Origin of the sequence: Erwinia sp. INIA01, assembly GCF_025947915.1 — a bacterium.
GTDB classification, from domain to species: Bacteria; Pseudomonadota; Gammaproteobacteria; order Enterobacterales; family Enterobacteriaceae; genus Erwinia; species Erwinia coffeiphila.
The window spans coordinates 45,853-67,818 of sequence record NZ_JAPDNC010000013.1 but is presented as its reverse complement, the minus strand read 5'-3'; the positions used below and the strand labels follow the sequence as shown (position 1 = coordinate 67,818).

Here is a 21,966-nt window from a genome sequence, read left to right as displayed (position 1 = left end):
TTGCTGTGGAAGCGCCAAAGCAGCACGGAGGCACTCAACCAGATGGCCGAAGGCAATATGATCGCCGGGCTGGGGATCCACTTTACCCATCTGACAGAGGATCGTCTGGAAGCGACCATGCCGGTTGATTCACGTACCCATCAACCGTTTGGCCTGCTGCACGGCGGGGCGTCGGTGGCTTTAGCGGAGTCACTGGGATCGATGGCGGGCTGGCTATGTTCGCAGCATGGGCAGAACGTGGTAGGTACAGAAATCAGCGCCAGCCATCTGCGGGGCGTATTCAGCGGCACGGTACGCGGCGTCTGTCGTGCTTTACACGCCGGGACGACCAGTCAGGTATGGCAGATTGAGATCTTTGACGATCGCGATCGGTTATGCTGCATTTCGCGCCTGACCACTGCCATTATCGGCTAATGAAAATAAACAGGGACGCCATGGCGTCCCTGTTTTCATCGCAGATTAGCGCTGATAGATAATTTCAACGCCTTCGTCGTCTTCATCATCCCAGTCATCATCCCAATCGTCATCTTCTTCGACGGCAGGCTGTGCTTCTTCCAGCTGCTGACGATGGTAGTCGTCCCACATAAACTCCACTTTCTCTGGCTGCTTCGCTTCCAGTTCAGCTTGTTTCGGGTTGGCATTCATGAAGGACATAATGTCCCAGCATAATGCATTAACGCCTACACGATTCGCAGCAGAAATCAGGTAGTATTTATCGGTCCAGCCAAGCGCATCAGCAATCGCCTTAGCACGTGCTTCGGCTTCTTCGCTGTCCAGCAGGTCAACCTTATTGAACACCAGCCAGCGCGGTTTCTGGAAAAGCTTCTCGCTGTACTTTTCCAGCTCACCCAAAATAACACGGGCATTTTCCACCGGGTCGCTTTCATCGATCGGTGCCAGATCGATGGTATGCAGTAGAACGCGGCAGCGCTCAAGGTGCTTAAGGAAGCGAATTCCCAGACCGGCACCATCTGAAGCCCCCTCAATCAGGCCCGGAATATCGGCAACCACAAAGCTCTGCTCGTTATCCATACGCACTACGCCCAGGCTTGGTACCAGGGTAGTGAAGGGATAATCGGCAACTTTTGGTTTTGCAGCAGATACGGCGCGGATGAAGGTCGATTTACCCGCGTTAGGCAGGCCCAGCATACCTACGTCAGCCAACAGCATCAGTTCCAGCTGCAGATCACGTTTCTCACCCGGCGTACCCATTGTTTTCTGGCGTGGAGTACGGTTAACGGATGACTTAAAGCGGGTGTTACCCAGCCCGTGCCAGCCACCCTTCGCGACCATCAGCAGTTGCTGATGATGGGTCATATCGCCCAGCGTTTCACCCGTTCCCTGATCGATAACACGCGTACCGACAGGAACTTTGATGATGATATCTTTACCACGTTTACCGGTACAGTCACGGCTCTGGCCGTTTTGACCCCGTTCAGCGCGGAAGGATTTTTCGAAACGATAGTCAATCAGGGTATTCAGGTTTTCGTCGGCCTGCATGTAAACATCGCCGCCGTCACCGCCGTCGCCGCCGTCCGGTCCACCACGAGGAATATACTTCTCACGACGGAAACTGACGCAACCATTGCCGCCGTCACCTGCTACAGCCAGGATCGTCGCTTCATCAACAAACTTCATTTTACTTCTCCGTCACTCATTCGCCCGTGGCCCAGTGTCTTTGCACCGGAACGGGATTGCTCCGCCGTGGCCATAAGCGATGACCCATTGCGGAAAATATGGCACCTGGCCGGGCGCCAGTCACTCCGATTGAACCCTGAAACTTCAGAGGCGGAATGGAAAGCGTTCGAACCAGCCAGGCGATAATAATTCTGAAAACTTCAGCGTAAAGGCGTCAGCGTCTCTTTTTCGCTGACCAGCACCACCCGTTCGATGAAAGGAATACCCGTCACCGACAGCAGCACCATCACTGAACATAAAGTGTACAGCAAAAACAGGATCTGTTGCGAGGCCAGTCGACGCAGTAGCATTCCTAACGGGCAGAATGTAAAAAGCCCCGCACTGAGATGCGGGGCTTTTAATTTCGCAGCAAGAAGTGACTTAAAAATCACTCTGCGGCTCTAAAACCTTACTCAGCAACGATGCTGATGTATTTACGGTTGTTCGGGCCTTTAACTTCGAATTTGACCTTGCCGTCTGCAGTTGCAAACAGGGTGTGGTCACGACCGCAGCCAACGTTGGTGCCGGCGTGGAATTTAGTACCACGCTGACGAACGATGATGCTACCTGCCAGAACTGATTCGCCGCCGAAACGTTTTACGCCCAGACGTTTTGCATTGGAGTCACGACCGTTACGAGTCGAGCCACCAGCCTTTTTATGTGCCATTTGTCAGATCTCCTCTTAGGCGCTGATGCCAGTGATCTTCACATCAGTGAACCACTGACGGTGACCCTGCTGCTTACGGTAATGCTTACGACGACGGAACTTAACAATCTTGATCTTGTCGCCACGACCGTGAGCAACGATTTCCGCTTTGATCACGCCACCTGAAACTAAAGGCGCGCCGATTTTAACGTCTTCGCCGTTGGCAATCATCAGAACCTGGTCGAACTCAATAGTTTCGCCGGTTGCGATGTCCAGCTTTTCCAGGCGAACGGTCTGACCTTCGCTTACTCGGTGTTGTTTACCACCACTTTGGAAAACCGCGTACATATAAAACTCCGCTCTCGCGCTTGCCTTTTTTTGATTATCAGGCTGCGCTATAAATATTCACAATAGGGCGCGAATTCTACGCAACTTCGCTGCCAATGACAAGTGCCAGTTACGCTGTATTGCAGAAAAAAAACGCAACGTGCATGGGACGCTTTCACCGTTGTGTTTTTCAAGTACAATCTGTCATACATTTCATGCCACAGGCACGCGTAAAGGCGCTTATCATACCAGCAAACTGAGCGAGCGATAGCTGAACAGACTGATGAACTTAGAACAGATAAATGAACTTACCGCGCAGGATATGGCGGATGTCAACGCGACAATACTCGACCAGCTGAACTCGGACGTATCCCTTATCAATCAGCTGGGCCATTACATTATTAGCGGCGGTGGGAAACGTATCCGACCAATGATCGCCGTTCTTGCTGCACGCGCTATCAACAATTACGACGGCAAGCAGCACATCGCCGTGGCGGCACTAATCGAATTTATCCACACCGCTACGCTGCTGCACGACGATGTGGTCGACGAATCGGATATGCGCCGTGGTAAAGCAACGGCCAATGCGGCATTTGGCAACGCGGCCAGCGTACTGGTTGGTGATTTTATTTATACCCGTGCCTTCCAGATGATGACCAGCCTCGGCTCGCTGCGGGTGCTGGCGCTGATGTCTGAAGCGGTTAACGTGATTGCCGAAGGTGAAGTGTTACAGTTGATGAACTGTAACGATCCGGACATCACTGAAGAAAGCTATATGCGGGTGATTTACAGCAAAACTGCTCGCTTGTTTGAAGCCGCCGCGCAGTCTTCCGGGATACTGGCAGGTGCCACCGCAGAGCAGGAAAAGGCTCTGCAGGATTATGGACGCTACATTGGCACCGCTTTCCAGCTGATTGACGATCTGCTGGATTACAGCGCAGATGGTGCAACACTTGGTAAAAATGTGGGTGACGATCTCAGCGAAGGTAAACCGACGCTGCCGTTGCTGCACGCCATGCGCAACGGTACTGCTGAGCAGGCCAGCATGATCCGTAAGGCTATTGAGGAAGGTAATGGCCGCCATTTACTGGAACCCGTTTTGGAAACCATGAACCAGTGTGGCTCGCTGGAATGGACGCGCCGTGCTGCCGAGCAGGAAGCGGACAAAGCCATTACTGCCCTGCAAGTACTACCTGAATCTCCATGGCGCAGCGCACTTGAGGCACTTGCTCATATGTCTGTACAACGCGAATTCTGATTGAAAATGCGCGGAAATCCGCGCTTTTCATGATTCATCTTAGCCATTCCCCCACCGCCAGTCCTGATATTACTGCACGATGTAACGTTACATCATTTGTCTCCACTTTTGCGTAGAGCTACGCAAAACTGGCTCTTTGCATAAAAATTACTGGAAATTAAAGGAAACAAGTTGATATAAAGCTCTTATAAATTCCGTTACTATCGTCAGGGTTAATACGGTAAATACGGATGCGCAGGAAAAGACTTTCCCTGTGCAGATTATTTCCTGTTGTTTCCACAAGTGCACAAGGAGAAAGAGCACGTGGCCTATAATTCTCAAGACTGGCATCCTGCCGATATCATTGCCGCCCTGCGTAAAAGAGGCACCACTCTCGCCGAACAGTCGCGCCGCGCAGGCTTAAGCTCATCAACGCTGGCTAATACGCTATGCCGGCCGTGGCCGAAGGGGGAATGGCTGATTGCTGACGCCCTGGAGATACACCCGGCAGAGATCTGGCCCAGCCGCTATTACGATCCTAAGACAAAGCAGTTGATCGATCGTAAAAAACTGATCAGAAAATAAAAAGGGCCGGTATTGAAGACCGGCCCTTGCTAAAAGACTACAGGCAACGTTTATTCGTCACCGCTGACCCGCTGGATATTGGCACCCAGAGCCATAAGCTTGTCTTCGATATGCTCATAGCCACGATCGATATGATAAATACGATCGACGATCGTTGTACCTTCCGCAATACAGCCAGCCAGAACCAGGCTGGCTGATGCGCGAAGATCGGTCGCCATTACCTGAGCACCCGATAGCTTTTCTACACCGTGGCAAATCAGCGTGTTGCTTTCAATTTCACCGTGCGCTCCCATACGTACCAGTTCCGGTACGTGCATAAAGCGGTTTTCGAAAATGGTCTCAGTGATCACCCCAGTGCCTTCTGCTACCAGATTCAGCAGGCTGAACTGTGCCTGCATATCCGTCGGGAATCCTGGATGCGGCGCGGTGCGCACGTTCACGGCTTTCGGTCGCTTGCCGTGCATATCAAGGCTTATCCAGTCCTCGCCCACTTCAATGTCGGCCCCCGCCTCACGCAGTTTGGCCAATACGGCATCCAGCGTGTCAGGCTGAGCAGCACGGCAGACCACTGCACCACCGGAAATCGCAGCCGCGACGAGGAACGTACCGGTTTCGATACGATCGGGAAGCACACGGTACACGCCACCGCCCAGGCGCTCAACGCCCTCGATGGTAATGCGATCGCTGCCCGCGCCCGTAATTTTTGCACCCAGCGTATTCAGGAAGTTGGCGGTATCAACGATTTCCGGCTCGCGCGCGGCGTTTTCGATAATCGTTGTGCCGGTTGCCAGCGTAGCGGCACTCATGATGGTTACCGTGGCACCCACGCTGACCTTATCCATGACGATATGCGCGCCCTTCAGGCGGCCATCGACCGAGGCCTTAACGTAGCCCTCTTCCAGCTTGATCTCAGCACCCAGCTGTTCCAGGCCGGTAATATGCAGATCGACCGGACGCGCGCCAATAGCGCAGCCGCCGGGAAGCGATACCTGACCCTGGCCAAAACGCGCCACCAGCGGGCCAAGCGCCCAGATAGAGGCACGCATGGTCTTCACCAGATCGTATGGGGCACAGTAAACATCAACCTTACTGGCATCCATATGCACCGAGCCGTTACGCTCGGTCTTCACACCCAGTTGGCCCAGCAGCTTCATGGTGGTATCGATGTCCTTCAGTTTCGGGACATTCTGAATCTCTACCGGTTCTTCAGCCAGCAAAGCAGCGAACAGGATCGGCAGGGCAGCATTTTTAGCCCCGGAAATTGTGACTTCACCACTCAGCCGGGTTGGACCCTGCACACGAAATTTATCCATTGCAACTGCTCTCTGTTGTCAGACCAAAAATCTGCGGCTCAGCCCGCCAGCACATCATCGCGCGGTGGACAGCTGCCGCTTAGAAACCGTTTAACTTACGGTCACGCGCCCACTCTTCAGGAGTGTAAGTCTTGATTGAAACGGCGTGAATACGGTTGTCCGCAATATAGGCCATCAGGGGTGCATAGACCGTCTGCTGCTTCTTCACGCGGCTCAGTTCACCGAATAACTCACCCACGGCAATCACCTGAAAATGGCTGCCATCGCCAGTGACGTGGACTTCCTGCAGCGGTAACGCGCTCATAAGCACGGACTGAATTTCACTATTTTCCATGATGCTTTCAAATTCACCTGATAATAAACAGGCACACATATTAGTGGAATCTGCCCTACTCTTAAACAAGCAATAAATGCCAGGATCGTCAGAAAAAGGCTAAATGAGAATGAATAACGCTATACGTCGCTCAGGCCTGGAGGATCGGGGGAACGAAAAGGAAAGCAAAGATCAACGAACTCAATATGTTCCGCAAGAGTACGGCGGCCTGAGCCGCCGTGTCCTGGATCAACGATTATCGGCAATAATTTCCTGAAGATTATACAGGGTAATCAGAGAACGGAGCTTATCGGGGATACCGGTGAAATGAGGTGTTTTGCCCTTTTGTAACGCGATTTGCCGCAGATGAACCAGTAATGCCAGCCCCGCAGAATCAACGCGATCCAGGCTGGATACATCAATAACCTCAGCCTGCTGCATTAGTTGATCCCGCTGCTGCCATAGCGGCAGCAGGGTTTCGCGCTCAAGCTCACCGCTAAGACGCAGCAGGCCGGAGTCGACTGTCCAGCTAAGCAAATCTGCCGTCATGTTGCTCACTGCTGTTTGTCCAGCGTGATTGGCTGTTGCGCATAGGATTTTAGCCGCTCGGTCAAACCATCGATGCCTTTCTGTCGCAGGATGTCACTCCATTCGTTTTGTTTGGTAGTGATCATACTGACCCCCTCGGCAATCATGTCATACGCCTGCCATTCGCCCGTACGACTGTTTTTACGCCACTGGAAATCCAGACGTACCGGAGGGCGGCCATTTTTATCAATGATGGTAACGCGGATAGCAATGATATCGGCATTCCCCAGCGGCTGCTCGGGAGCTATCTGGTATGTCTGACCGTTGTAAAGCGCCAGAGCCTGACCGTAGGCCTGTGCCAGATAGTCACCAAATGCGCTAAAATAGGCTTCTCGCTGTGCCGGAGTGGCCTCTTTGTAATAGCGGCCCAGCACCAACGCTCCGGCATATTTTATTTGCACGTACGGCAGCAGTTCTTCTTTAACAACCTGACGCAGATAGTTCGGGTCCTGCTTGATCTTAGGTTGCTCATTCTTCAAACGATCGAAGGTTTTTGCTGCCGCTTCATTCATCATCGAATAAGGGTTAGTTTTATCAGCCGCCGCGTTAGCCGCAATCGGGGCAACGATCAGCATTGCCACCATCAGTAAACGTTTAAACATTACTTATCCTCTCCTGGAGTGTTAGCCACAGCCGGTTGCTCAGAAGCACCGTTATCATCTGCTTTGTCTGCGCTCTTATCGTTGCCATTTCCGCTTTTGTAGAGGAACTGGCCGATCAGATCTTCCAGCACCATTGCCGACTTGGTGTCCTGCAGCGTGCTGCCATCTTTCAGCATCGCGGTACCCATTTCCGGGTCATCGAAACCGATATTCATCGCCAGAAACTGTTCGCCCAACAGGCCTGATGTACGTACCGCCAGTGAGCTGGTATCCGGGATATTGTTATACTTTTCATCAATATCCATAGTGACCCGCGGCGAGTAGTTTTTTGGGTCAAGCGTGATATCCGTTACGCGGCCAATCACAACGCCACCCACTTTTACCGGCGATCCTGATTTTAAGCCGCCGATATTGTCAAAGGTAGCATAGAGTTTCCAGGTCGGTTCATTGCCGAGAGACTTCAGATCGGCAACGCGCAGACACAGAAAAACGATCGCGCAAAGCGCTAACAATAAGAAGGCACCTACCCAAATTTCGCTTTTTTTCGTTTGCATCGAATCAATTCCCAAACATCAGTGCCGTAAGCACAAAATCCAGACCGAGTACAGCCAGAGAGGCATGTACCACAGTACGCGTTGTTGCCCGACTAATCCCTTCAGACGTCGGAATGGCGTCGTAGCCGTTAAACAGCGCAATCCAGGTCACAGTAATGGCAAACACGAGGCTCTTAATCACGCAGTTGATAATATCAGTACGCACATCGACCGCATTCTGCATCGCTGACCAGAAGAAGCCACTGTCGATCCCTTTCCAGCTCACGCCAACCATCGCACCGCCGAGTATCCCCACGGCAACAAAAATCAGCGTCAGCAGAGGCATGCTGATCGCCCCAGCCCAAAAACGCGGTGAAACAATACGCCGCAGCGGATCAACCGCCATCATTTCCATGCTGGAGAGCTGTTCCGTGGCTTTCATCAGACCGATCTCAGCGGTCAGCGCGGAACCGGCCCGTCCTGCAAACAGCAACGCGGTGACCACCGGCCCCAGCTCGCGCAGCAGAGACAGTGCCACCAGCATCCCGAGGCTGGTTTCAGCACCATAGGTATTCAGCACCAGATAGCCCTGCAGGCCCAACACCATACCAATGAACAATCCGGAAACCACGATAATCAATAGCGATAATACGCCAACGCTATAAAGCTGCTTTACCAACAGCGGCGCATGTTTGCGAAAACTGGGAACGCCGATAAGTGCATGGAAAAGCATCAATCCGGCACGGCCAAAGGCGGCACAGGTATTAATTCCCTGACGTCCTAATGACGCCAGCGCTCGTAAAAACATCAGTATGTTAACTCCCTGAGCCGACTAAATCGTGAAGATAATCTCCCGCCGGGAAACGAAACGGCACCGGCCCATCAGCAATACCATCAATAAACTGACGCACGCGAGCATCATTATTCTCTCTCAGTTGAGGTGCCGTACCCTGGGCGATAACTTTCTGGTCGGCAATGATATACGCATAATCAGCAATACTCAGTACTTCAGGTACATCGTGGGAAACTACAATGCAAGTGACACCCAGCGAATGATTTAGTTCGTCGATAAGCTTGACCAGTACGCCCATCGTGATGGGGTCCTGACCGACAAAAGGTTCATCGAACATAATCAGATCGGGTTCAAGCGCAATGGCTCGCGCCAGCGCAGCACGTCGCGCCATTCCCCCGGACAGCTCGGAAGGTTTAAGATTCGCCGCACCCCGCAGCCCCACCGCTTCCAGCTTCATCATCACCGTGCTGTGCAGCAACGCCGCAGGCAACTGAGTGTGCTCGCGCAGCGGCCAGGCAACGTTATCGAAAACGCTCAGGTCGGTAAACAATGCGCCGGACTGGAACAGCATGCTCATTTTTTTGCGGGCGGCGTAAAGGCGGGAACGCGAAAGCGTGGGGATATTTTCACCGTTGAACCAGATTTCACCACTGTCGGGCGGTATCTGCCCCCCAATTAAGCGCAGTAGCGTTGTTTTACCAATGCCAGAGGGTCCCATAATGGCGGTAATTTTCCCTTTGGGCACCGTAAGCGAGATGTTATCGAAAATAGGCCTGTTGCCACGGGAGAAACAGACATCCCGGACATCTACCAAATTCGTTTCCGTCTGGCCCATAGTTACCTCGATCCTCAATTCAGGCGTTAAATATACTTCCGATGGTAACGCATTAACCGCCGGACTGGACACTTTTACAGAAACTTACTGCAATCACTTCGCGAAAGCTGGCATAAGTTTTACTTTTTAGCTTTAGACCGTCAAAATCACGGGCATTAAAAAAACGTAACCAGAAACGCTTCGTCACATGCAGCAACCGACGATTATATCCGATAAAAGGACATTTCATGCTCGTAGCTATAGCACTATTGATTATCGGTTTAGCCTTACTGGTTTATGGGGCCGATCGTCTGGTGTTTAGCGCCGCTATTTTATGCCGATCGCTGGGTATCCCGCCGCTGATCATCGGGATGACCGTGGTAGGCATTGGCACCTCCCTCCCCGAGCTGATTGTTTCGTTTTCAGCGGCAACGCACGGACAGATGGATATCGCCGTTGGGACAGCAATTGGTTCCAATATTACCAATATCCTGCTCATTCTCGGCGGTGCAGCACTGCTGCATCCACTCACCGTACATTCCAACCTGATACGCCGCGAGCTGCCACTGATGCTGCTGGTGACTCTGCTGTGCGGCATCATACTCTTTGATAATCACCTTAGCCGGAATGACGGGCTGGCGCTGATTGCCATCGCCGCCTGCTGGCTGCTGTGCACCATAAAAATCGCCCGCCGGGCAGAGCGAGAGAATAATGACACCCTGACCCGTGAGCAACTGGCCGAACTACCGCGTGATGATGTCGGCAACACTGTAGCTTTCCTGTGGCTGGCCGTTGCGCTGATATTACTGCCTGTTTCAACCCGTATGGTGATTGATAACGCCACGGTGATTGCCGACTACTTCGGCATCAGCGAGCTGGTTATTGCACTGACGATTATTTCCGTTGGCACCAGCCTGCCGGAGCTGGCCACAGTGATCGCCGGCGCGTTGAAAGGCGAAGATGATATCGCCATCGGTAACCTGATTGGGTCTAACATTTATAATATGGTGATTGTCCTGGGCATCCCGGCACTGATTCATCCCGGTAGCTTTGATGCCAGCGCATTTGCCCGAGATTACTGGGTCATGCTGGGCGTCAGCGCCCTGTTTACGCTGATCTGTTTGCAACGCAACCGCCGGATTGGCCGGATAGCCGGTGCGTTGCTGCTGTGCGGATTTATCCTCTGGGTGGTCATGCTGTACGGTTTCCCCTCAGTGACTTTCTGGTAAAAGGACTGAAGAGTTATGGCGCATATCATTACCGATTCTGATTTTGACTTTATAACGGCCGGAAAAGAGGTTTTACAGATCGAGCGAGAGGGACTGGAACAGCTCGATCAGTACATTAACGGTGATTTTAACCAGGCCTGTTCGCTGATTTCACGCTGCCGTGGCAAAGTGGTCGTTATGGGGATGGGTAAATCCGGGCACATCGGCAAAAAAATCGCCGCCACCTTTGCCAGCACCGGGACACCCGCTTTTTTTGTCCATCCGGGTGAAGCCAGCCATGGCGATCTGGGGATGGTCAGCCCCAATGATGTGGTTATCGCCATCTCTAATTCTGGAGAATCCTCCGAAATTTTGGCCCTGATACCGGTGCTGAAACGCCTGCATGTTTCCCTGATTTGCATGACCAGCCGCCCCGATAGCGCAATGGGGCGTGCTGCCGATATTCATCTGTGTGTTAAAGTGCCGCAGGAAGCCTGCCCGCTGGGCCTTGCACCAACAACCAGCACGACGGCTACACTGGTAATGGGTGACGCCTTAGCGGTTGCTTTGCTTAAAGCTCGCGGCTTTACCGCGGAAGACTTCGCGCTGTCGCATCCTGGTGGTGCGTTGGGGCGTAAGTTGCTGCTGCGGGTTGATGATATTATGCATTCTGGTGACGAAATGCCGCATATCAGTAGTGATGCATCACTCCGCGATGCGCTGTTGGAAATTACCCGCAAAAATATGGGCATGACGGTCATCTGTAACGATCTGATGAAAATCGAAGGTATCTTTACCGATGGTGACTTGCGTCGCGTGTTTGATATGGGCATCGATATACAGCACGCCAGCATTGCCAGCGTGATGACCCCTGGTGGCATTCGCGTCCGTCCCAATACGCTGGCGGTAGATGCGTTGAATCTGATGCAGAACAAGAACATTACTTCCGTGATGGTGGCCGACGGCGACCATCTGTTGGGCGTGGTACATATGCACGATATGCTGCGTGCCGGCGTTGTTTGATAAGGAATAAAACGAGAATGAGTAATCCAGCAGCCACCGTTGACACCTGCTATGGCCCGGTAAGTCAGCAGGTCATGGCGCAGGCACAGCAAATTAAATTGCTGATCTGTGATGTGGATGGGGTGATGTCTGATGGCGTGATCTATCAGGGTAACAACGGTGAAGAGCTGAAAGCATTTAATGTTCGAGACGGCTACGGCATCCGTTGCCTGCTGACCTCGGATGTGGAGGTCGCGATTATTACCGGTCGCAAAGCAAAACTGCTGGAAGATCGCTGTACCACGCTGGGTATTACCCATCTTTACCAGGGGCAGTCTGATAAGACTTTGGCCTTCCGCGAACTTCTGGATAAACTAGCGCTGAATGCCAGCCAGGTTGCCTACATTGGTGATGACCTGATTGACTGGCCGGTTATGGCCCAGGTTGGCCTGAGCGTGGCCGTCGCCGATGCGCATCCGGTACTGCTGCCTAAAGCTGACTACGTGACCCGTATTGCCGGGGGACGCGGAGCCGTTCGGGAACTTTGTGACCTGATTTTAATTTCTCAGGGTACGTTTGATAAGGCCATAGGGCAGTCTGTATGAGTAAAACAAGACGCTGGATTACACTTTTACTGACGCTGATTGCCATCATCTTGATTGGCTGGAATCTGGCGGATTCTGATAACGGTGACGGTGCAGTCAGCAACAACGATAGCGAACCCACCTATCTGAGTGATAATTCACATACCGTCGTTTACAACCCCGAGGGTGGGCTGAGCTACAGACTGATTTCAGACAAGGTGACTTACTTTTCAACGGACGCCATCAGCTGGTTCGACAACCCGAAGATGACGACTTACGATGAAAACAAAGTCGCTACCTGGTCAGTAAGCGCCGATAAAGCCAAACTGACTAACGATCGTATGCTGTTTCTGTACGGCAATGTCGTCGTAAAAAGCCTGACGAAAGATGCGCAGTTGGAGAAAATTACAACCGACAATGCGCTGGTGAACCTGACAACTCAGGATGTCACCTCTAACGATCAAGTTACGCTTTATGGCCGCAGCTTTAACTCCACAGGAATGAAGATGCGCGGAAATTTACGGAAGAAAACTGCCGAGTTGATTGAAAAGGTCAAAACATCTTATGAAATTCAAAATGAAAAACAGCCTTAAGTTCCTGACGGCATCTCTGTTCCTCGCTGCCAGCGTTCCGGCTTTGGCCTTGACCGGGGATTCCGACAAACCGGTCAATGTCGACTCGGAGAATCAGGCACTGGATATGCAGGGGAACGTGGCCACCTTTACCGGTAAAGTGATCGTTACCCAGGGATCGATCAAGATCACTGCCGATAAAGTGGTAGTGACTCGTCCCGGTGGCGACAGCAATAAAACTATCGTTGATGCCTATGGCAATCCCGCAACCTTCTATCAGATGCAGGACAACGGTAAACCGGTTCAGGGACACGCGCAGAAAATGCATTATGAACTGGCCAAAGATTTTGTTGAGTTGACTGGTAATGCCTATCTGGAGCAGCTGGACAGCAATGTCAAAGGCGATCGCATTACCTATCTGGTCAAAGAGCAGAAAATGCAGGCTTACGGCAGCACCGGCAAACGCGTGACAACCGTACTTGTACCGTCACAGCTGCAGGATAAAAGCACAACGTCTAACGGTCAGAAGAAGAGTAACTAACTAACATGGCAACGTTAATTGCGGAAAACCTGGCGAAGGCCTACAAAGGCCGCCGCGTGGTTGAAGACGTCAGTCTGGAAGTGAAATCCGGTGAGATTGTCGGACTACTGGGGCCAAACGGGGCCGGCAAAACCACCACCTTTTATATGGTAGTGGGTATCGTTCCGCGCGATGCAGGCCGTATCGTGATTGATGATGAAGATATCAGTATCCTGCCCCTGCACGCGCGCGCGCGCCGGGGGATTGGTTATCTCCCTCAGGAAGCCTCCATTTTCCGCCGTCTGAGCGTTTACGATAATCTGATGGCGGTCCTGCAAATTCGTGAAGACCTGACCAGCGAACAGCGTGAAGATCGTGCCAATGAGCTGATGGCCGAGTTCCACATTGAACATCTGCGCGACAGTCTGGGCCAGGCGCTTTCCGGCGGCGAACGTCGCAGGGTTGAAATTGCCCGCGCGCTGGCTGCAAATCCCAAATTTATCCTGCTGGATGAGCCTTTTGCCGGTGTTGACCCTATTTCCGTTATTGATATTAAAAAGATTATCGAGCATCTTCGTGATAGCGGACTTGGTGTGCTGATTACTGACCACAACGTTCGTGAAACGCTGGCGGTCTGTGAGCGCGCTTATATCGTCAGCCAGGGGCACCTTATCGCACACGGTACGCCTGAAGAAATCCTTGCCGATGAGCAGGTGAAACGCGTCTACCTGGGCGAAGAGTTCAGACTCTGATAAGGTGGCCATAAGGTTTGTTTTTTAGGGAATTATTATCCTGAATATGAAGCAAGGTTTACAACTCAGGCTGAGCCAACAGCTTGCCATGACGCCACAGTTACAGCAGGCCATTCGGCTGCTGCAACTCTCTACGCTTGAACTACAGCAGGAAATTCAGCTGGCGCTGGAAAGCAACCCGTTGCTCGAGCAGAGCGATGTTCACGAGGAAATCGACTCTCGCGAATATCAGGAAACCGAAGCGCTGGATACCCGGGAAGCGCTTGAACAAAAGGATATGCCTGAAGAGCTGCCGCTGGATGCCACCTGGGATGAGATTTACACCGCAGGTACACCTTCCGGCACCGGTACTGACTACCATGACGACGAACTGCCGGTTTATCAGGGGGAAACCACCCAGTCACTGCAGGATTATCTGATGTGGCAGGTGGAGTTAACGCCTTTTACCGACACCGATCGTGCGATCGCGACTTCAATCGTTGATGCCGTGGATGAAACCGGCTATCTGACCATCTCGCTGGACGATATCCTCGATAGTATGGGGAATGAAGATCTCAGCCTGGATGAAGTTGAAGCGGTGCTGAAGCGCGTACAGCGATTCGATCCGGTGGGCGTATGTGCCCGCGATCTGCGCGACTGCCTGCTGGTCCAGCTTTCTCAGTTCTCTGACGATCTTCCTCTGTTGAAAGAAGCGCGGCTGATCGTTAGCGATCACCTCGATCTGTTAGCAAATCATGACTTCCGCAGCCTGATGCGCCTGACAAAGTTAAAAGAAGAGGTTCTAAAGGGTGCCGTTCAGCTGATCCAGTCCCTCGATCCACGTCCCGGACAGTCGATCAATACGCAGGAACCTGAATATGTCATTCCTGACGTACTGGTACGCAAAGTCGGTGCGCGCTGGACGGTTGAACTTAACGCCGACAGCGTTCCGCGTTTAAAGATCAATCAGCACTATGCTGCACTCGGCGGTTCAACCCGTAACGACAGTGATTCACAATTTATCCGTAGTAATTTGCAGGAAGCAAAATGGCTGATTAAAAGCCTTGAGAGCCGCAACGACACGCTGCTAAAAGTGACCCGCTGTATTGTCGATCAACAGCAGGCATTTTTTGAACAGGGCGAGGAATATATGCGGCCGATGGTACTGGCAGACATAGCCAGCGCAGTCGATATGCATGAATCAACTATATCGCGCGTAACAACGCAGAAGTATCTGCATAGCCCACGCGGTATATTTGAACTGAAGTACTTTTTCTCCAGCCACGTGAGTACTGAAGGCGGGGGGGAAGCCTCTTCTACTGCTATTCGTGCATTGGTTAAGAAATTAATTTCGGCGGAAAATCCCGCCAAGCCGCTGAGCGATAGCAAGCTGACTTCTCTGCTTTCTGAGCAGGGGATTATGGTCGCGCGCCGTACTGTGGCAAAATATCGAGAGTCTTTATCCATCCCGCCATCAAACCAGCGCAAACAGCTGGTCTGAAAGAACTGAGAAGGAAGACATCATGCAACTCAATATCACTGGACTAAACGTTGAAATTACCGAAGCCCTGCGCGAATTTGTGACAGCGAAATTCGGTAAACTGGAACAATATTTTGACCGGATTAATCAGGTCTATATTGTTTTGAAGGTGGAAAAAGTGACTCAAATTGCAGATGCGACGCTGCATGTGAACGGCGGGGAGTTGCATGCAACCGCAGAAGAAAAAGATATGTACGCGGCGATTGACGGCCTGGTCGATAAGCTGGCTCGCCAGTTAAATAAACACAAAGATAAGCTTAAACAACACTAAATTTCACCATGCGCTGATTGTCTCTGCAGCACCCCACATCGGGTTAAGCTAAAGTCAGCGGCGGCTCGTATCTTTATAAGGGTACGAGCCGCTAATCAATCAGGGGGTCAACGACGGCTATTAAAACGGCCTGAGTTAATCGCCATGCGGATGTGAACACGTAAGTGAAACTATGATGAACAACGATCTAAAACTGGAACTGGGCTCGGTCCTGAACCTGTCCTGCACCCGTAATGGTGTACATTGCCAGAGTAAAAAACGGGCGCTGGAAATTATCAGCGAACTGGCGGCCAAACAGCTAAACCTTCCGCATCAGACTATTTTCGAAGCAATTCTGACGCGCGAAAGAATGGGCAGTACGGGTATCGGTAACGGGATCGCCATCCCGCACGGTAAATTACTCGAAGATACGCTGCGGGCGGTTGGTGTATTTATCCACCTGGATCAGCCGATTGCCTTTGACGCCATTGATAATCAGCCAGTGGATCTGTTGTTCGCCCTGTTGGTCCCGGCAGACCAATGTAAAACTCACCTGCATACGCTTTCACTGGTAGCCAAACGTCTGGCAGATAAAACCGTTTGCCGACGTCTGCGCGCGGCCCAGAGCGATGAAGAGCTGTACGAGATCATCACGGAAGATCACGATTAAGCCAGCCGTTGTATATTCACCACGACATCCGTGGTAACAGGTTAAATTGGGGGAAGAGTTAATGGTGCTGATGATCGTCAGCGGTCGTTCCGGTTCAGGTAAATCCGTGGCGTTACGTGCGCTGGAGGATATGGGATTCTACTGCGTGGACAACCTCCCCGTGGTGCTGCTTCCCGATCTTGCTAATTCGCTCTCTGAACGCAATATGTCTGCGGCGGTCAGCATTGACGTTCGTAATATGCCGGAATCCCCCGAAGTTTTCGAAACCGCACTCAACAATCTGCCCGACTGCTTTTCGCCGCAGCTTCTGTTCCTGGATGCCGATCGCAACACGTTAATCCGTCGCTACAGTGACACTCGTCGCCTGCATCCCCTCTCCAGCAAAAACCTGTCGCTGGAGAGCGCTATTGATGAAGAAAGCGACCTGCTGGAGCCGCTGCGTTCCCGTGCCGATTTGATTATCGACACTTCGGAAATGTCAGTTCATGAGCTGGCCGAGATGTTGAGGACCCGGCTGTTAGGCAAGCGCGAGCGCGAGCTGACAATGGTATTTGAGTCATTCGGCTTTAAGCATGGAATCCCAATTGATGCCGATTATGTCTTCGATGTCCGCTTTCTACCAAACCCGCACTGGGACCCCAAACTGCGTCCGATGACCGGTCTCGATCGCCCGGTAGCGGCCTTCCTCGACCGCCATACCGAAGTGCATAATTTTATCTATCAGACGCGCAGCTATCTGGAACTGTGGCTGCCGATGCTGGAAACCAACAATCGCAGCTACCTGACCGTGGCGATTGGCTGTACCGGCGGTAAACACCGTTCGGTATATATCGCTGAGCAATTAGCCGACTACTTCCGTTCGCGTGGTAAAAACGTGCAGTCCCGTCACCGTACGCTGGAAAAACGTAAATCATGACCGTTAAACAAACCGTGGAAATCAGGAATAAGCTGGGCATGCACGCTCGTCCGGCAATGAAGCTTTTTGAACTGGTGCAGAGCTTTGACGCTGAAGTGCTGCTGAGAAACGAAAGTGGTACGGAGGCCGAAGCCAGCAGCGTTATTGCGCTACTGATGCTGGATTCCGCCAAGGGTGGTCATATAGAAATCGAGGCCAGCGGACCACAGGAAGCGGAAGCACTGGCGGCAGTGATTGAACTGTTCGATGCCGGATTTGACGAAGAGTAATGGCCAGGGTTGTGATAATTTCCAGTTAGTTAAGGTGATTTCTGGAAAGAAAAGTTTCACCACCCAACTGACGCATCTGTCGCATTATCCACTGCTGACGCTGGCGAACATAACCTGAAGGTGCTGCGGCTTTAAAACGTATTGGATTCGGCAAAACGGCCGCCAGCAGCGCCGCTTCGGACATGGTTAACCGGCTGGCAGGCTTATTAAAGTAGCGCTGCGCCGCCTCTTCTACACCAAACACACCGTCACCAAACTCAGCGATATTAAGATAAACGGTAAGAATACGCCGTTTAGTCCACACGGTTTCAATACCGACGGTCAGCCCGGCCTCCAGCCCTTTTCTCACCCAACTACGCCCATCCCAGAGAAACAAATTCTTAGCGGTTTGCTGAGACAACGTTGAAGCGCCGCGCATACGAGAGTTTTCGCCGTTACTATCAAGCACAGACTGAATGGCATCGACATCAAAACCCCAGTGCGTAGGGAATTTTTGATCTTCAGAAGCAATAACGGCCAGCGCCATCCATGGAGATATTTCATCGCGCCCGACCCAGTCAGAATGGGCAACATAGCTAAAATTACCCTGTAGCCAGGAGCCAAGCTGCCTTTCAACCATAACTGCGGAGAAAGGTACAGGGATAAAGGCGAAGAGCACTATACCGAGCAGCCAAAGGCCGACAATCCCCATCAGCAAACGCAACACGGCCTTTTTCATCCATACCCATCCCGGACGTCGGTTACGGCTCATTCGTCGACTCCATTATCATCATCTTCAGACAAAGCTAATTATTTTGGTCAGGTCCCTACCATGAGCTGCTTTCCCAGGAATCGGTTCCATAACGCGCCATAGTTTAATACATTTTAGGGTGCCACTATTCAGGGCGAAAAAACATTTTCAAATTGATTTACATTGCTTATAAATTTCACTGGGTACATTTCGAAATCACAAAACTCGAAATAGAAAACCATCGATAAATGAAACGAAATAACATCTTGTCGGCACTGTTTTCTATTAAATCGTGAGATTTATCTTGCTGAACTGTGTCAGCATTTTTTCGCCGAATGACGCCCTGAAGCCTGTTTGTGCTAGCAGAAACCAAAACGTTTCGGAAGAATTCAGCAAAAACCACAAAAAAAGCAGTACAAACAGTATATTAAACGCATTAAAAATGCTGAAATCGCATTTCAGCTGCGGGGCCGGGACAATCCAATCCGACAACGTAACCCGTCAAGAATTTCCATGAATAAAATACAACAATCGTACAATAATCCATCATAAAAAAAGCAAAATGAATTACCTGCTTGACTGAGAAAGTAATTTGATGTCTTCTATTTACAAACACTGCTCAACATCACACATTTTAATGAATCTGGTAACATGTGATGTTAGATTTGCTAAGGTAGTGGCTGAGAGTTCTACCCAATACCCGGCCTGCGCTCCCGACGATTCATATCAGAATAGCGTGGGTTTCCATTTTCCCTGGTGTTGGCGCAGTATTCGCGCACCCCGGCCTAGGTCGGGGTCATTTTTTTTCAGAAGCCTTAACCCATTCACGCAACACATTCACGTCGTTACGCCATTCCTGTTTAAGCTCATCAATCCACTCTTGTACATTGTCCCACCAGGCGGGTAGTTCAGGGCTTTGGATCTGTTTAGCGATCTGCTGCAAATGTACCAACCCAACCGAACCTGCAGCGCCTTTGATCTTATGCCCTTCTTCCGCAATGCCTTTCTGGTCGCGGGCCATCATGTTGGAATCCAGAACATCCAGATACCCAGGCATCATCTGTTCAAACATTTCCAGACTTTGATGAATCAACTTCGGCCCAACCAGTTCGATATACTGCTCCAGCATCACCACATCCAGCAGTGCCAGTTTTTTCTCATCCATATTGATCTCCTGCGCAGGCATCACCTGTTCCTCGCTTTGGTAGTTCCAGTACTTCTTAATCATCGCTGTGAGAGCGGGCACTGCAAGAGGTTTGCTCAACACATCATCCATTCCCGCATCCAGATATTCCCGTTTATCCTTCAGCACGTTGGCCGTTAATGCCACCAGAGGCGGTAACTGTTTCCCTGCGTGGCGCTGATGAATGCCACGTGCCACATCCAGTCCGGTCATATCCGGCAGTTGGATGTCCAGCAGAACCAGATCGAATTCATCCGGATCGAACATATCCAACGCTTCCTGCCCGGTCATCGCCACCTCGACGCTGTTACCCAGCTTCTCCAGCACCGACCTCGCCACCACCACGTTAAGCTCAATATCTTCCACCAATAGCACATGCAGCGCAGGCAGAGGAAGGTCGTCTTCAGGTTGTTCATCCTCAACCTCTTCCGCAACCCGGGGCGCGCTCAGCGTCAGCGTAAAGCATGAACCCTGCCCCTGTGCGCTACGCACACTGATATCCCCACCCATGGCCTGCGCCAGGCGACGAGAAACCGCCAGTCCGATGCCAGTGCCGGTTGCCGGCTTACCTCCGCGCTGATCTTTAACCTGATAGTACATGGCAAAGATTTTATCCTGTTCATCCTGCGGGATGCCCATTCCAGAATCTTCCACTTCGAAATAGAGATGGTCTTCACCACGGTAACCTACCCGGACGACTATCTCGCCACGCTGGGTGAACTTCACCGCGTTGCCGATCAAATTCCACAGGATCTGCCGTAACCGCGTCCCGTCCGCCACAATTTTGTGCGGCAGCGGTAGCTCAGGCTGCAGAATAAATTTCAGTCCTTTAGGTTCAGCCAGCAGGCCAGACAGGTTTTCCAGATCGGCAAGCAGCCCGGTGAAATCGAGTGGCTGATTATCCAGCTGCACCTTCCGGCGCTCGATTTTGTCCATCTCAATCACATCGTTGAAGATATTGCCAAGAGTGATGGCGGAGACATGAATAGTTTTAAGGTACTTGAGCTGTTCCTGGTTTAAATGGGTGTCCAGCAGAATGCGACTTAGTCCGACAATGCCGTTAAGCGGCGTACGAAGCTCGTGGCTAATCGTAGAGATAAAGGTCGTCTTTTCCCTACTGGCATTCTCTAACGCGTCCTGGTAACGCTTACGCTCCGTTATATCGCGTCCGAAGCCCATCAGGCCGCTGCGTTTCCCCACGCGATCGTAATAAGGAACCTTGCGGATCTCAAAACAGGCTTTACGGCCATCGGGATACTGTAGCCACTGCTCGTAGGTCAGAGAAACGTTATGGCGGAAAACTTTCTCATCCGTTTCCAGCACCTTTAGCGCCGCATCGTCGTCGTAGACGTCATTCGGGGTTAATCCTATAAGCTGCTTCTCGCTTTTCCCCGTCAGCAGCTCCATAGCCCGATTACAGCCGGAGAACTGCTGATCGGCATTACGATAGAAGACCAGGTCCGGCGAAGCATCCAGAAATGAGCGCAGAAAGGTCGACTGCTGCTCCAGTTCGATTTGCGCCTGCTCACGACGTGCCATTTCCTCTTTCAGCCGGGTCATCACCTGCAGACGCGCTTCTTCCGCCTTAATACGATCGGCAATTTCCTGATTGAGCTGTGTGATGTTTTCCTTCATTTGCTGATTCAGCTCAAGGTCGCGATTGCGCATCTCCTCAAGCTTATCGACCAGCCGCGCCAGTCTCTGGCGTGACTCTTCCAGCTGCTCAACAACGACCGAAAGGAAATATACCGCCCAGGGCGTAATCAGCAGGCCGAAAAACACCGAACGCACCACGTCGATGCTTTCCACATGCCCGCGCAGCACCATGGTCACGGCCATCTGGACAATCATTGCCAGTACCACCAGGGCGGAGGCCAGTAGCAAAGAGAAGCGCACAAGCCCCAGCTTAACCATCAAATCAACGTAGTACTGGGCTAATAATCGAATTTGTTTCATGTAGGGTCCTTTCCGGTCTGAATCACACAATCATACCGGAATCGGATAAAAGTCCCACAGGTTAACGCGATGAGGAAAATGCACAAAAATAGTGCAACGCACAATGAAGATCAGGGTATTTGCACAGTTATAGTTCATTAAATGTTAATCAATACATACATTGCACAGTTATAGTTCATTTGTTTTTTATTAATGAAACTATTGCACGATATTAGTGCAGCACACTCTATATCTTGAAAGGTATTATTATGGAATTTTCATCGCCTGATGAAGTTTAGATTCTGCCGCTGAGATTCGCCTTACAGCCTGTACTGGCGCGGCCTTTGCGAGAAATTTTAATTATTTTGCCTTCAGAGCAAAAAGTTGTCGTCGTATATATTGACTAAATTTTATAACTGCATAATCTA

Annotated in this window: 27 protein-coding genes; 14 read left to right on the top strand and 13 right to left on the bottom strand. The window is 51.5% G+C overall.

All coding sequences use genetic code 11. The annotated features are described in order from the left end of the window. The gene (locus OMR58_RS21045; RefSeq protein ID WP_264546871.1) at nucleotides 1-414 is read left to right on the top strand and encodes a hotdog fold thioesterase; all 414 of its coding nucleotides are present in this window, start codon (nucleotides 1-3) and stop codon (nucleotides 412-414) included. Nucleotides 415-459: 45 nt separating this feature from the next. Here the strand turns inward: OMR58_RS21045 and cgtA are convergent, their stop codons facing one another. The 4 genes from cgtA to rplU all read right to left on the bottom strand — a co-directional run bounded on the left by cgtA (nucleotide 460) and on the right by rplU (nucleotide 2,671). Continuing rightward, the gene (gene cgtA, locus OMR58_RS21040; RefSeq protein ID WP_105592933.1) at nucleotides 460-1,638 is read right to left on the bottom strand and encodes an Obg family GTPase CgtA; all 1,179 of its coding nucleotides are present in this window, start codon (nucleotides 1,636-1,638) and stop codon (nucleotides 460-462) included. A 200-nt stretch (nucleotides 1,639-1,838) separates the two neighbouring features. Further along, the gene (locus tag OMR58_RS21035; RefSeq protein WP_444861332.1) at nucleotides 1,839-1,988 is read right to left on the bottom strand and encodes a hypothetical protein; all 150 of its coding nucleotides are present in this window, start codon (nucleotides 1,986-1,988) and stop codon (nucleotides 1,839-1,841) included. A gap of 98 nt (nucleotides 1,989-2,086) precedes the next feature. Then, nucleotides 2,087-2,344: a 50S ribosomal protein L27 gene (rpmA, locus tag OMR58_RS21030; RefSeq protein WP_017349604.1), complete on the bottom strand. Its 258-nt coding sequence runs from the start codon at nucleotides 2,342-2,344 to the stop codon at nucleotides 2,087-2,089. Between the two features lie 15 nt (nucleotides 2,345-2,359). Then, nucleotides 2,360-2,671, bottom strand: coding sequence for a 50S ribosomal protein L21 (gene rplU / locus OMR58_RS21025; RefSeq protein WP_004155106.1), 312 nt, complete (start codon nucleotides 2,669-2,671; stop codon nucleotides 2,360-2,362). 262 nt (nucleotides 2,672-2,933) lie between these two features. Between rplU and ispB the strand changes: the two genes are divergently transcribed. After that, nucleotides 2,934-3,908, top strand: a complete 975-nt coding sequence (gene ispB, locus OMR58_RS21020) for an octaprenyl diphosphate synthase (RefSeq protein WP_105592932.1) — start codon at nucleotides 2,934-2,936, stop codon at nucleotides 3,906-3,908. A gap of 303 nt (nucleotides 3,909-4,211) precedes the next feature. Continuing rightward, entirely contained in the window at nucleotides 4,212-4,472 is a 261-nt protein-coding gene (locus OMR58_RS21015; protein WP_105592931.1) for a helix-turn-helix domain-containing protein, read from the top strand. Nucleotides 4,473-4,522: 50 nt separating this feature from the next. Here the strand turns inward: OMR58_RS21015 and murA are convergent, their stop codons facing one another. From murA to mlaF, 7 genes are all read right to left on the bottom strand, one after another. Then, nucleotides 4,523-5,785 (bottom strand): UDP-N-acetylglucosamine 1-carboxyvinyltransferase, encoded by a 1,263-nt coding sequence (gene murA, locus OMR58_RS21010; RefSeq protein ID WP_200561844.1) that lies wholly within the window; start codon nucleotides 5,783-5,785, stop codon nucleotides 4,523-4,525. A 79-nt stretch (nucleotides 5,786-5,864) separates the two neighbouring features. Continuing rightward, on the bottom strand, nucleotides 5,865-6,119 hold the full coding sequence (gene ibaG / locus OMR58_RS21005) for a BolA family iron metabolism protein IbaG (protein ID WP_105593107.1): 255 nt from the start codon (nucleotides 6,117-6,119) through the stop codon (nucleotides 5,865-5,867). A gap of 228 nt (nucleotides 6,120-6,347) precedes the next feature. Beyond that, complete coding sequence (gene mlaB / locus OMR58_RS21000) at nucleotides 6,348-6,647, bottom strand: lipid asymmetry maintenance protein MlaB (protein WP_200546545.1); 300 nt, start codon at nucleotides 6,645-6,647, stop codon at nucleotides 6,348-6,350. Between the two features lie 5 nt (nucleotides 6,648-6,652). Beyond that, entirely contained in the window at nucleotides 6,653-7,288 is a 636-nt protein-coding gene (gene mlaC / locus OMR58_RS20995; protein WP_105592928.1) for a phospholipid-binding protein MlaC, read from the bottom strand. Next, nucleotides 7,288-7,842, bottom strand: a complete 555-nt coding sequence (gene mlaD / locus OMR58_RS20990) for an outer membrane lipid asymmetry maintenance protein MlaD (RefSeq protein ID WP_105593106.1) — start codon at nucleotides 7,840-7,842, stop codon at nucleotides 7,288-7,290. Before mlaD ends, mlaC begins: the two co-directional genes overlap by 1 nt. 4 nt (nucleotides 7,843-7,846) lie before the next feature. After that, nucleotides 7,847-8,629: a lipid asymmetry maintenance ABC transporter permease subunit MlaE gene (gene mlaE / locus OMR58_RS20985; RefSeq protein ID WP_105592927.1), complete on the bottom strand. Its 783-nt coding sequence runs from the start codon at nucleotides 8,627-8,629 to the stop codon at nucleotides 7,847-7,849. A 7-nt stretch (nucleotides 8,630-8,636) separates the two neighbouring features. After that, the gene (gene mlaF, locus OMR58_RS20980) at nucleotides 8,637-9,449 is read right to left on the bottom strand and encodes a phospholipid ABC transporter ATP-binding protein MlaF (protein ID WP_105592926.1); all 813 of its coding nucleotides are present in this window, start codon (nucleotides 9,447-9,449) and stop codon (nucleotides 8,637-8,639) included. A gap of 227 nt (nucleotides 9,450-9,676) precedes the next feature. On the opposite strand from mlaF, the gene OMR58_RS20975 reads away from it, so the two are divergent. From OMR58_RS20975 to npr, 11 genes are all read left to right on the top strand, one after another. Then, a complete protein-coding gene (locus tag OMR58_RS20975) occupies nucleotides 9,677-10,657 on the top strand; it encodes a calcium/sodium antiporter (RefSeq protein ID WP_264546846.1) in 981 nt (326 codons plus the stop codon). A gap of 15 nt (nucleotides 10,658-10,672) precedes the next feature. Then, nucleotides 10,673-11,659: an arabinose-5-phosphate isomerase KdsD gene (gene kdsD / locus OMR58_RS20970; RefSeq protein WP_105592924.1), complete on the top strand. Its 987-nt coding sequence runs from the start codon at nucleotides 10,673-10,675 to the stop codon at nucleotides 11,657-11,659. Between the two features lie 17 nt (nucleotides 11,660-11,676). Then, entirely contained in the window at nucleotides 11,677-12,243 is a 567-nt protein-coding gene (gene kdsC, locus OMR58_RS20965) for a 3-deoxy-manno-octulosonate-8-phosphatase KdsC (protein WP_105592923.1), read from the top strand. After that, on the top strand, nucleotides 12,240-12,815 hold the full coding sequence (lptC, locus tag OMR58_RS20960; RefSeq protein ID WP_200561838.1) for an LPS export ABC transporter periplasmic protein LptC: 576 nt from the start codon (nucleotides 12,240-12,242) through the stop codon (nucleotides 12,813-12,815). The genes kdsC and lptC overlap by 4 nt, the downstream gene beginning before the upstream one ends. Beyond that, a complete protein-coding gene (gene lptA / locus OMR58_RS20955) occupies nucleotides 12,787-13,335 on the top strand; it encodes a lipopolysaccharide ABC transporter substrate-binding protein LptA (RefSeq protein ID WP_264546845.1) in 549 nt (182 codons plus the stop codon). Before lptC ends, lptA begins: the two co-directional genes overlap by 29 nt. A 5-nt stretch (nucleotides 13,336-13,340) precedes the next feature. Next, a complete protein-coding gene (gene lptB / locus OMR58_RS20950) occupies nucleotides 13,341-14,066 on the top strand; it encodes an LPS export ABC transporter ATP-binding protein (RefSeq protein ID WP_200546540.1) in 726 nt (241 codons plus the stop codon). Nucleotides 14,067-14,112: 46 nt separating this feature from the next. After that, the gene (gene rpoN / locus OMR58_RS20945; protein WP_264546844.1) at nucleotides 14,113-15,546 is read left to right on the top strand and encodes an RNA polymerase factor sigma-54; all 1,434 of its coding nucleotides are present in this window, start codon (nucleotides 14,113-14,115) and stop codon (nucleotides 15,544-15,546) included. A 22-nt stretch (nucleotides 15,547-15,568) separates the two neighbouring features. Then, nucleotides 15,569-15,856, top strand: a complete 288-nt coding sequence (hpf, locus tag OMR58_RS20940) for a ribosome hibernation promoting factor (RefSeq protein WP_105592918.1) — start codon at nucleotides 15,569-15,571, stop codon at nucleotides 15,854-15,856. Between the two features lie 172 nt (nucleotides 15,857-16,028). Beyond that, the gene (gene ptsN / locus OMR58_RS20935) at nucleotides 16,029-16,505 is read left to right on the top strand and encodes a PTS IIA-like nitrogen regulatory protein PtsN (protein WP_105592917.1); all 477 of its coding nucleotides are present in this window, start codon (nucleotides 16,029-16,031) and stop codon (nucleotides 16,503-16,505) included. A 61-nt stretch (nucleotides 16,506-16,566) separates the two neighbouring features. Next, a complete protein-coding gene (rapZ, locus tag OMR58_RS20930; RefSeq protein ID WP_105592916.1) occupies nucleotides 16,567-17,421 on the top strand; it encodes an RNase adapter RapZ in 855 nt (284 codons plus the stop codon). Next, nucleotides 17,418-17,690, top strand: coding sequence for a PTS phosphocarrier protein NPr (npr, locus tag OMR58_RS20925; protein ID WP_105592915.1), 273 nt, complete (start codon nucleotides 17,418-17,420; stop codon nucleotides 17,688-17,690). Before rapZ ends, npr begins: the two co-directional genes overlap by 4 nt. Nucleotides 17,691-17,715: 25 nt before the next feature. Here npr and mtgA read toward each other — a convergent pair whose 3' ends face one another. Beyond that, on the bottom strand, nucleotides 17,716-18,408 hold the full coding sequence (gene mtgA, locus OMR58_RS20920) for a monofunctional biosynthetic peptidoglycan transglycosylase (RefSeq protein WP_444861334.1): 693 nt from the start codon (nucleotides 18,406-18,408) through the stop codon (nucleotides 17,716-17,718). 808 nt (nucleotides 18,409-19,216) lie between these two features. Then, on the bottom strand, nucleotides 19,217-21,559 hold the full coding sequence (gene arcB, locus OMR58_RS20915) for an aerobic respiration two-component sensor histidine kinase ArcB (protein WP_264546842.1): 2,343 nt from the start codon (nucleotides 21,557-21,559) through the stop codon (nucleotides 19,217-19,219). Nucleotides 21,560-21,966: the final 407 nt, after the last annotated feature.

Bases quoted from the DNA above. Each gene is read 5' to 3' on its own strand.
- cgtA (WP_105592933.1), bottom strand. From the start codon at position 1,638: ATGAAGTTTGTTGATGAAGCGACGATCCTGGCTGTAGCAGGTGACGGC.
- OMR58_RS21035 (WP_444861332.1), bottom strand. From the start codon at position 1,988: ATGCTACTGCGTCGACTGGCCTCGCAACAGATCCTGTTTTTGCTGTAC.
- rpmA (WP_017349604.1), bottom strand. From the start codon at position 2,344: ATGGCACATAAAAAGGCTGGTGGCTCGACTCGTAACGGTCGTGACTCC.
- rplU (WP_004155106.1), bottom strand. From the start codon at position 2,671: ATGTACGCGGTTTTCCAAAGTGGTGGTAAACAACACCGAGTAAGCGAA.
- ispB (WP_105592932.1), top strand. From the start codon at position 2,934: ATGAACTTAGAACAGATAAATGAACTTACCGCGCAGGATATGGCGGAT.
- murA (WP_200561844.1), bottom strand. From the start codon at position 5,785: ATGGATAAATTTCGTGTGCAGGGTCCAACCCGGCTGAGTGGTGAAGTC.
- ibaG (WP_105593107.1), bottom strand. From the start codon at position 6,119: ATGGAAAATAGTGAAATTCAGTCCGTGCTTATGAGCGCGTTACCGCTG.
- mlaB (WP_200546545.1), bottom strand. From the start codon at position 6,647: ATGACGGCAGATTTGCTTAGCTGGACAGTCGACTCCGGCCTGCTGCGT.
- mlaC (WP_105592928.1), bottom strand. From the start codon at position 7,288: ATGTTTAAACGTTTACTGATGGTGGCAATGCTGATCGTTGCCCCGATT.
- mlaD (WP_105593106.1), bottom strand. From the start codon at position 7,842: ATGCAAACGAAAAAAAGCGAAATTTGGGTAGGTGCCTTCTTATTGTTA.
- mlaE (WP_105592927.1), bottom strand. From the start codon at position 8,629: ATGTTTTTACGAGCGCTGGCGTCATTAGGACGTCAGGGAATTAATACC.
- mlaF (WP_105592926.1), bottom strand. From the start codon at position 9,449: ATGGGCCAGACGGAAACGAATTTGGTAGATGTCCGGGATGTCTGTTTC.
- OMR58_RS20975 (WP_264546846.1), top strand. From the start codon at position 9,677: ATGCTCGTAGCTATAGCACTATTGATTATCGGTTTAGCCTTACTGGTT.
- kdsD (WP_105592924.1), top strand. From the start codon at position 10,673: ATGGCGCATATCATTACCGATTCTGATTTTGACTTTATAACGGCCGGA.
- kdsC (WP_105592923.1), top strand. From the start codon at position 11,677: ATGAGTAATCCAGCAGCCACCGTTGACACCTGCTATGGCCCGGTAAGT.
- lptC (WP_200561838.1), top strand. From the start codon at position 12,240: ATGAGTAAAACAAGACGCTGGATTACACTTTTACTGACGCTGATTGCC.
- lptA (WP_264546845.1), top strand. From the start codon at position 12,787: ATGAAATTCAAAATGAAAAACAGCCTTAAGTTCCTGACGGCATCTCTG.
- lptB (WP_200546540.1), top strand. From the start codon at position 13,341: ATGGCAACGTTAATTGCGGAAAACCTGGCGAAGGCCTACAAAGGCCGC.
- rpoN (WP_264546844.1), top strand. From the start codon at position 14,113: ATGAAGCAAGGTTTACAACTCAGGCTGAGCCAACAGCTTGCCATGACG.
- hpf (WP_105592918.1), top strand. From the start codon at position 15,569: ATGCAACTCAATATCACTGGACTAAACGTTGAAATTACCGAAGCCCTG.
- ptsN (WP_105592917.1), top strand. From the start codon at position 16,029: ATGATGAACAACGATCTAAAACTGGAACTGGGCTCGGTCCTGAACCTG.
- rapZ (WP_105592916.1), top strand. From the start codon at position 16,567: ATGGTGCTGATGATCGTCAGCGGTCGTTCCGGTTCAGGTAAATCCGTG.
- npr (WP_105592915.1), top strand. From the start codon at position 17,418: ATGACCGTTAAACAAACCGTGGAAATCAGGAATAAGCTGGGCATGCAC.
- mtgA (WP_444861334.1), bottom strand. From the start codon at position 18,408: ATGAAAAAGGCCGTGTTGCGTTTGCTGATGGGGATTGTCGGCCTTTGG.
- arcB (WP_264546842.1), bottom strand. From the start codon at position 21,559: ATGAAACAAATTCGATTATTAGCCCAGTACTACGTTGATTTGATGGTT.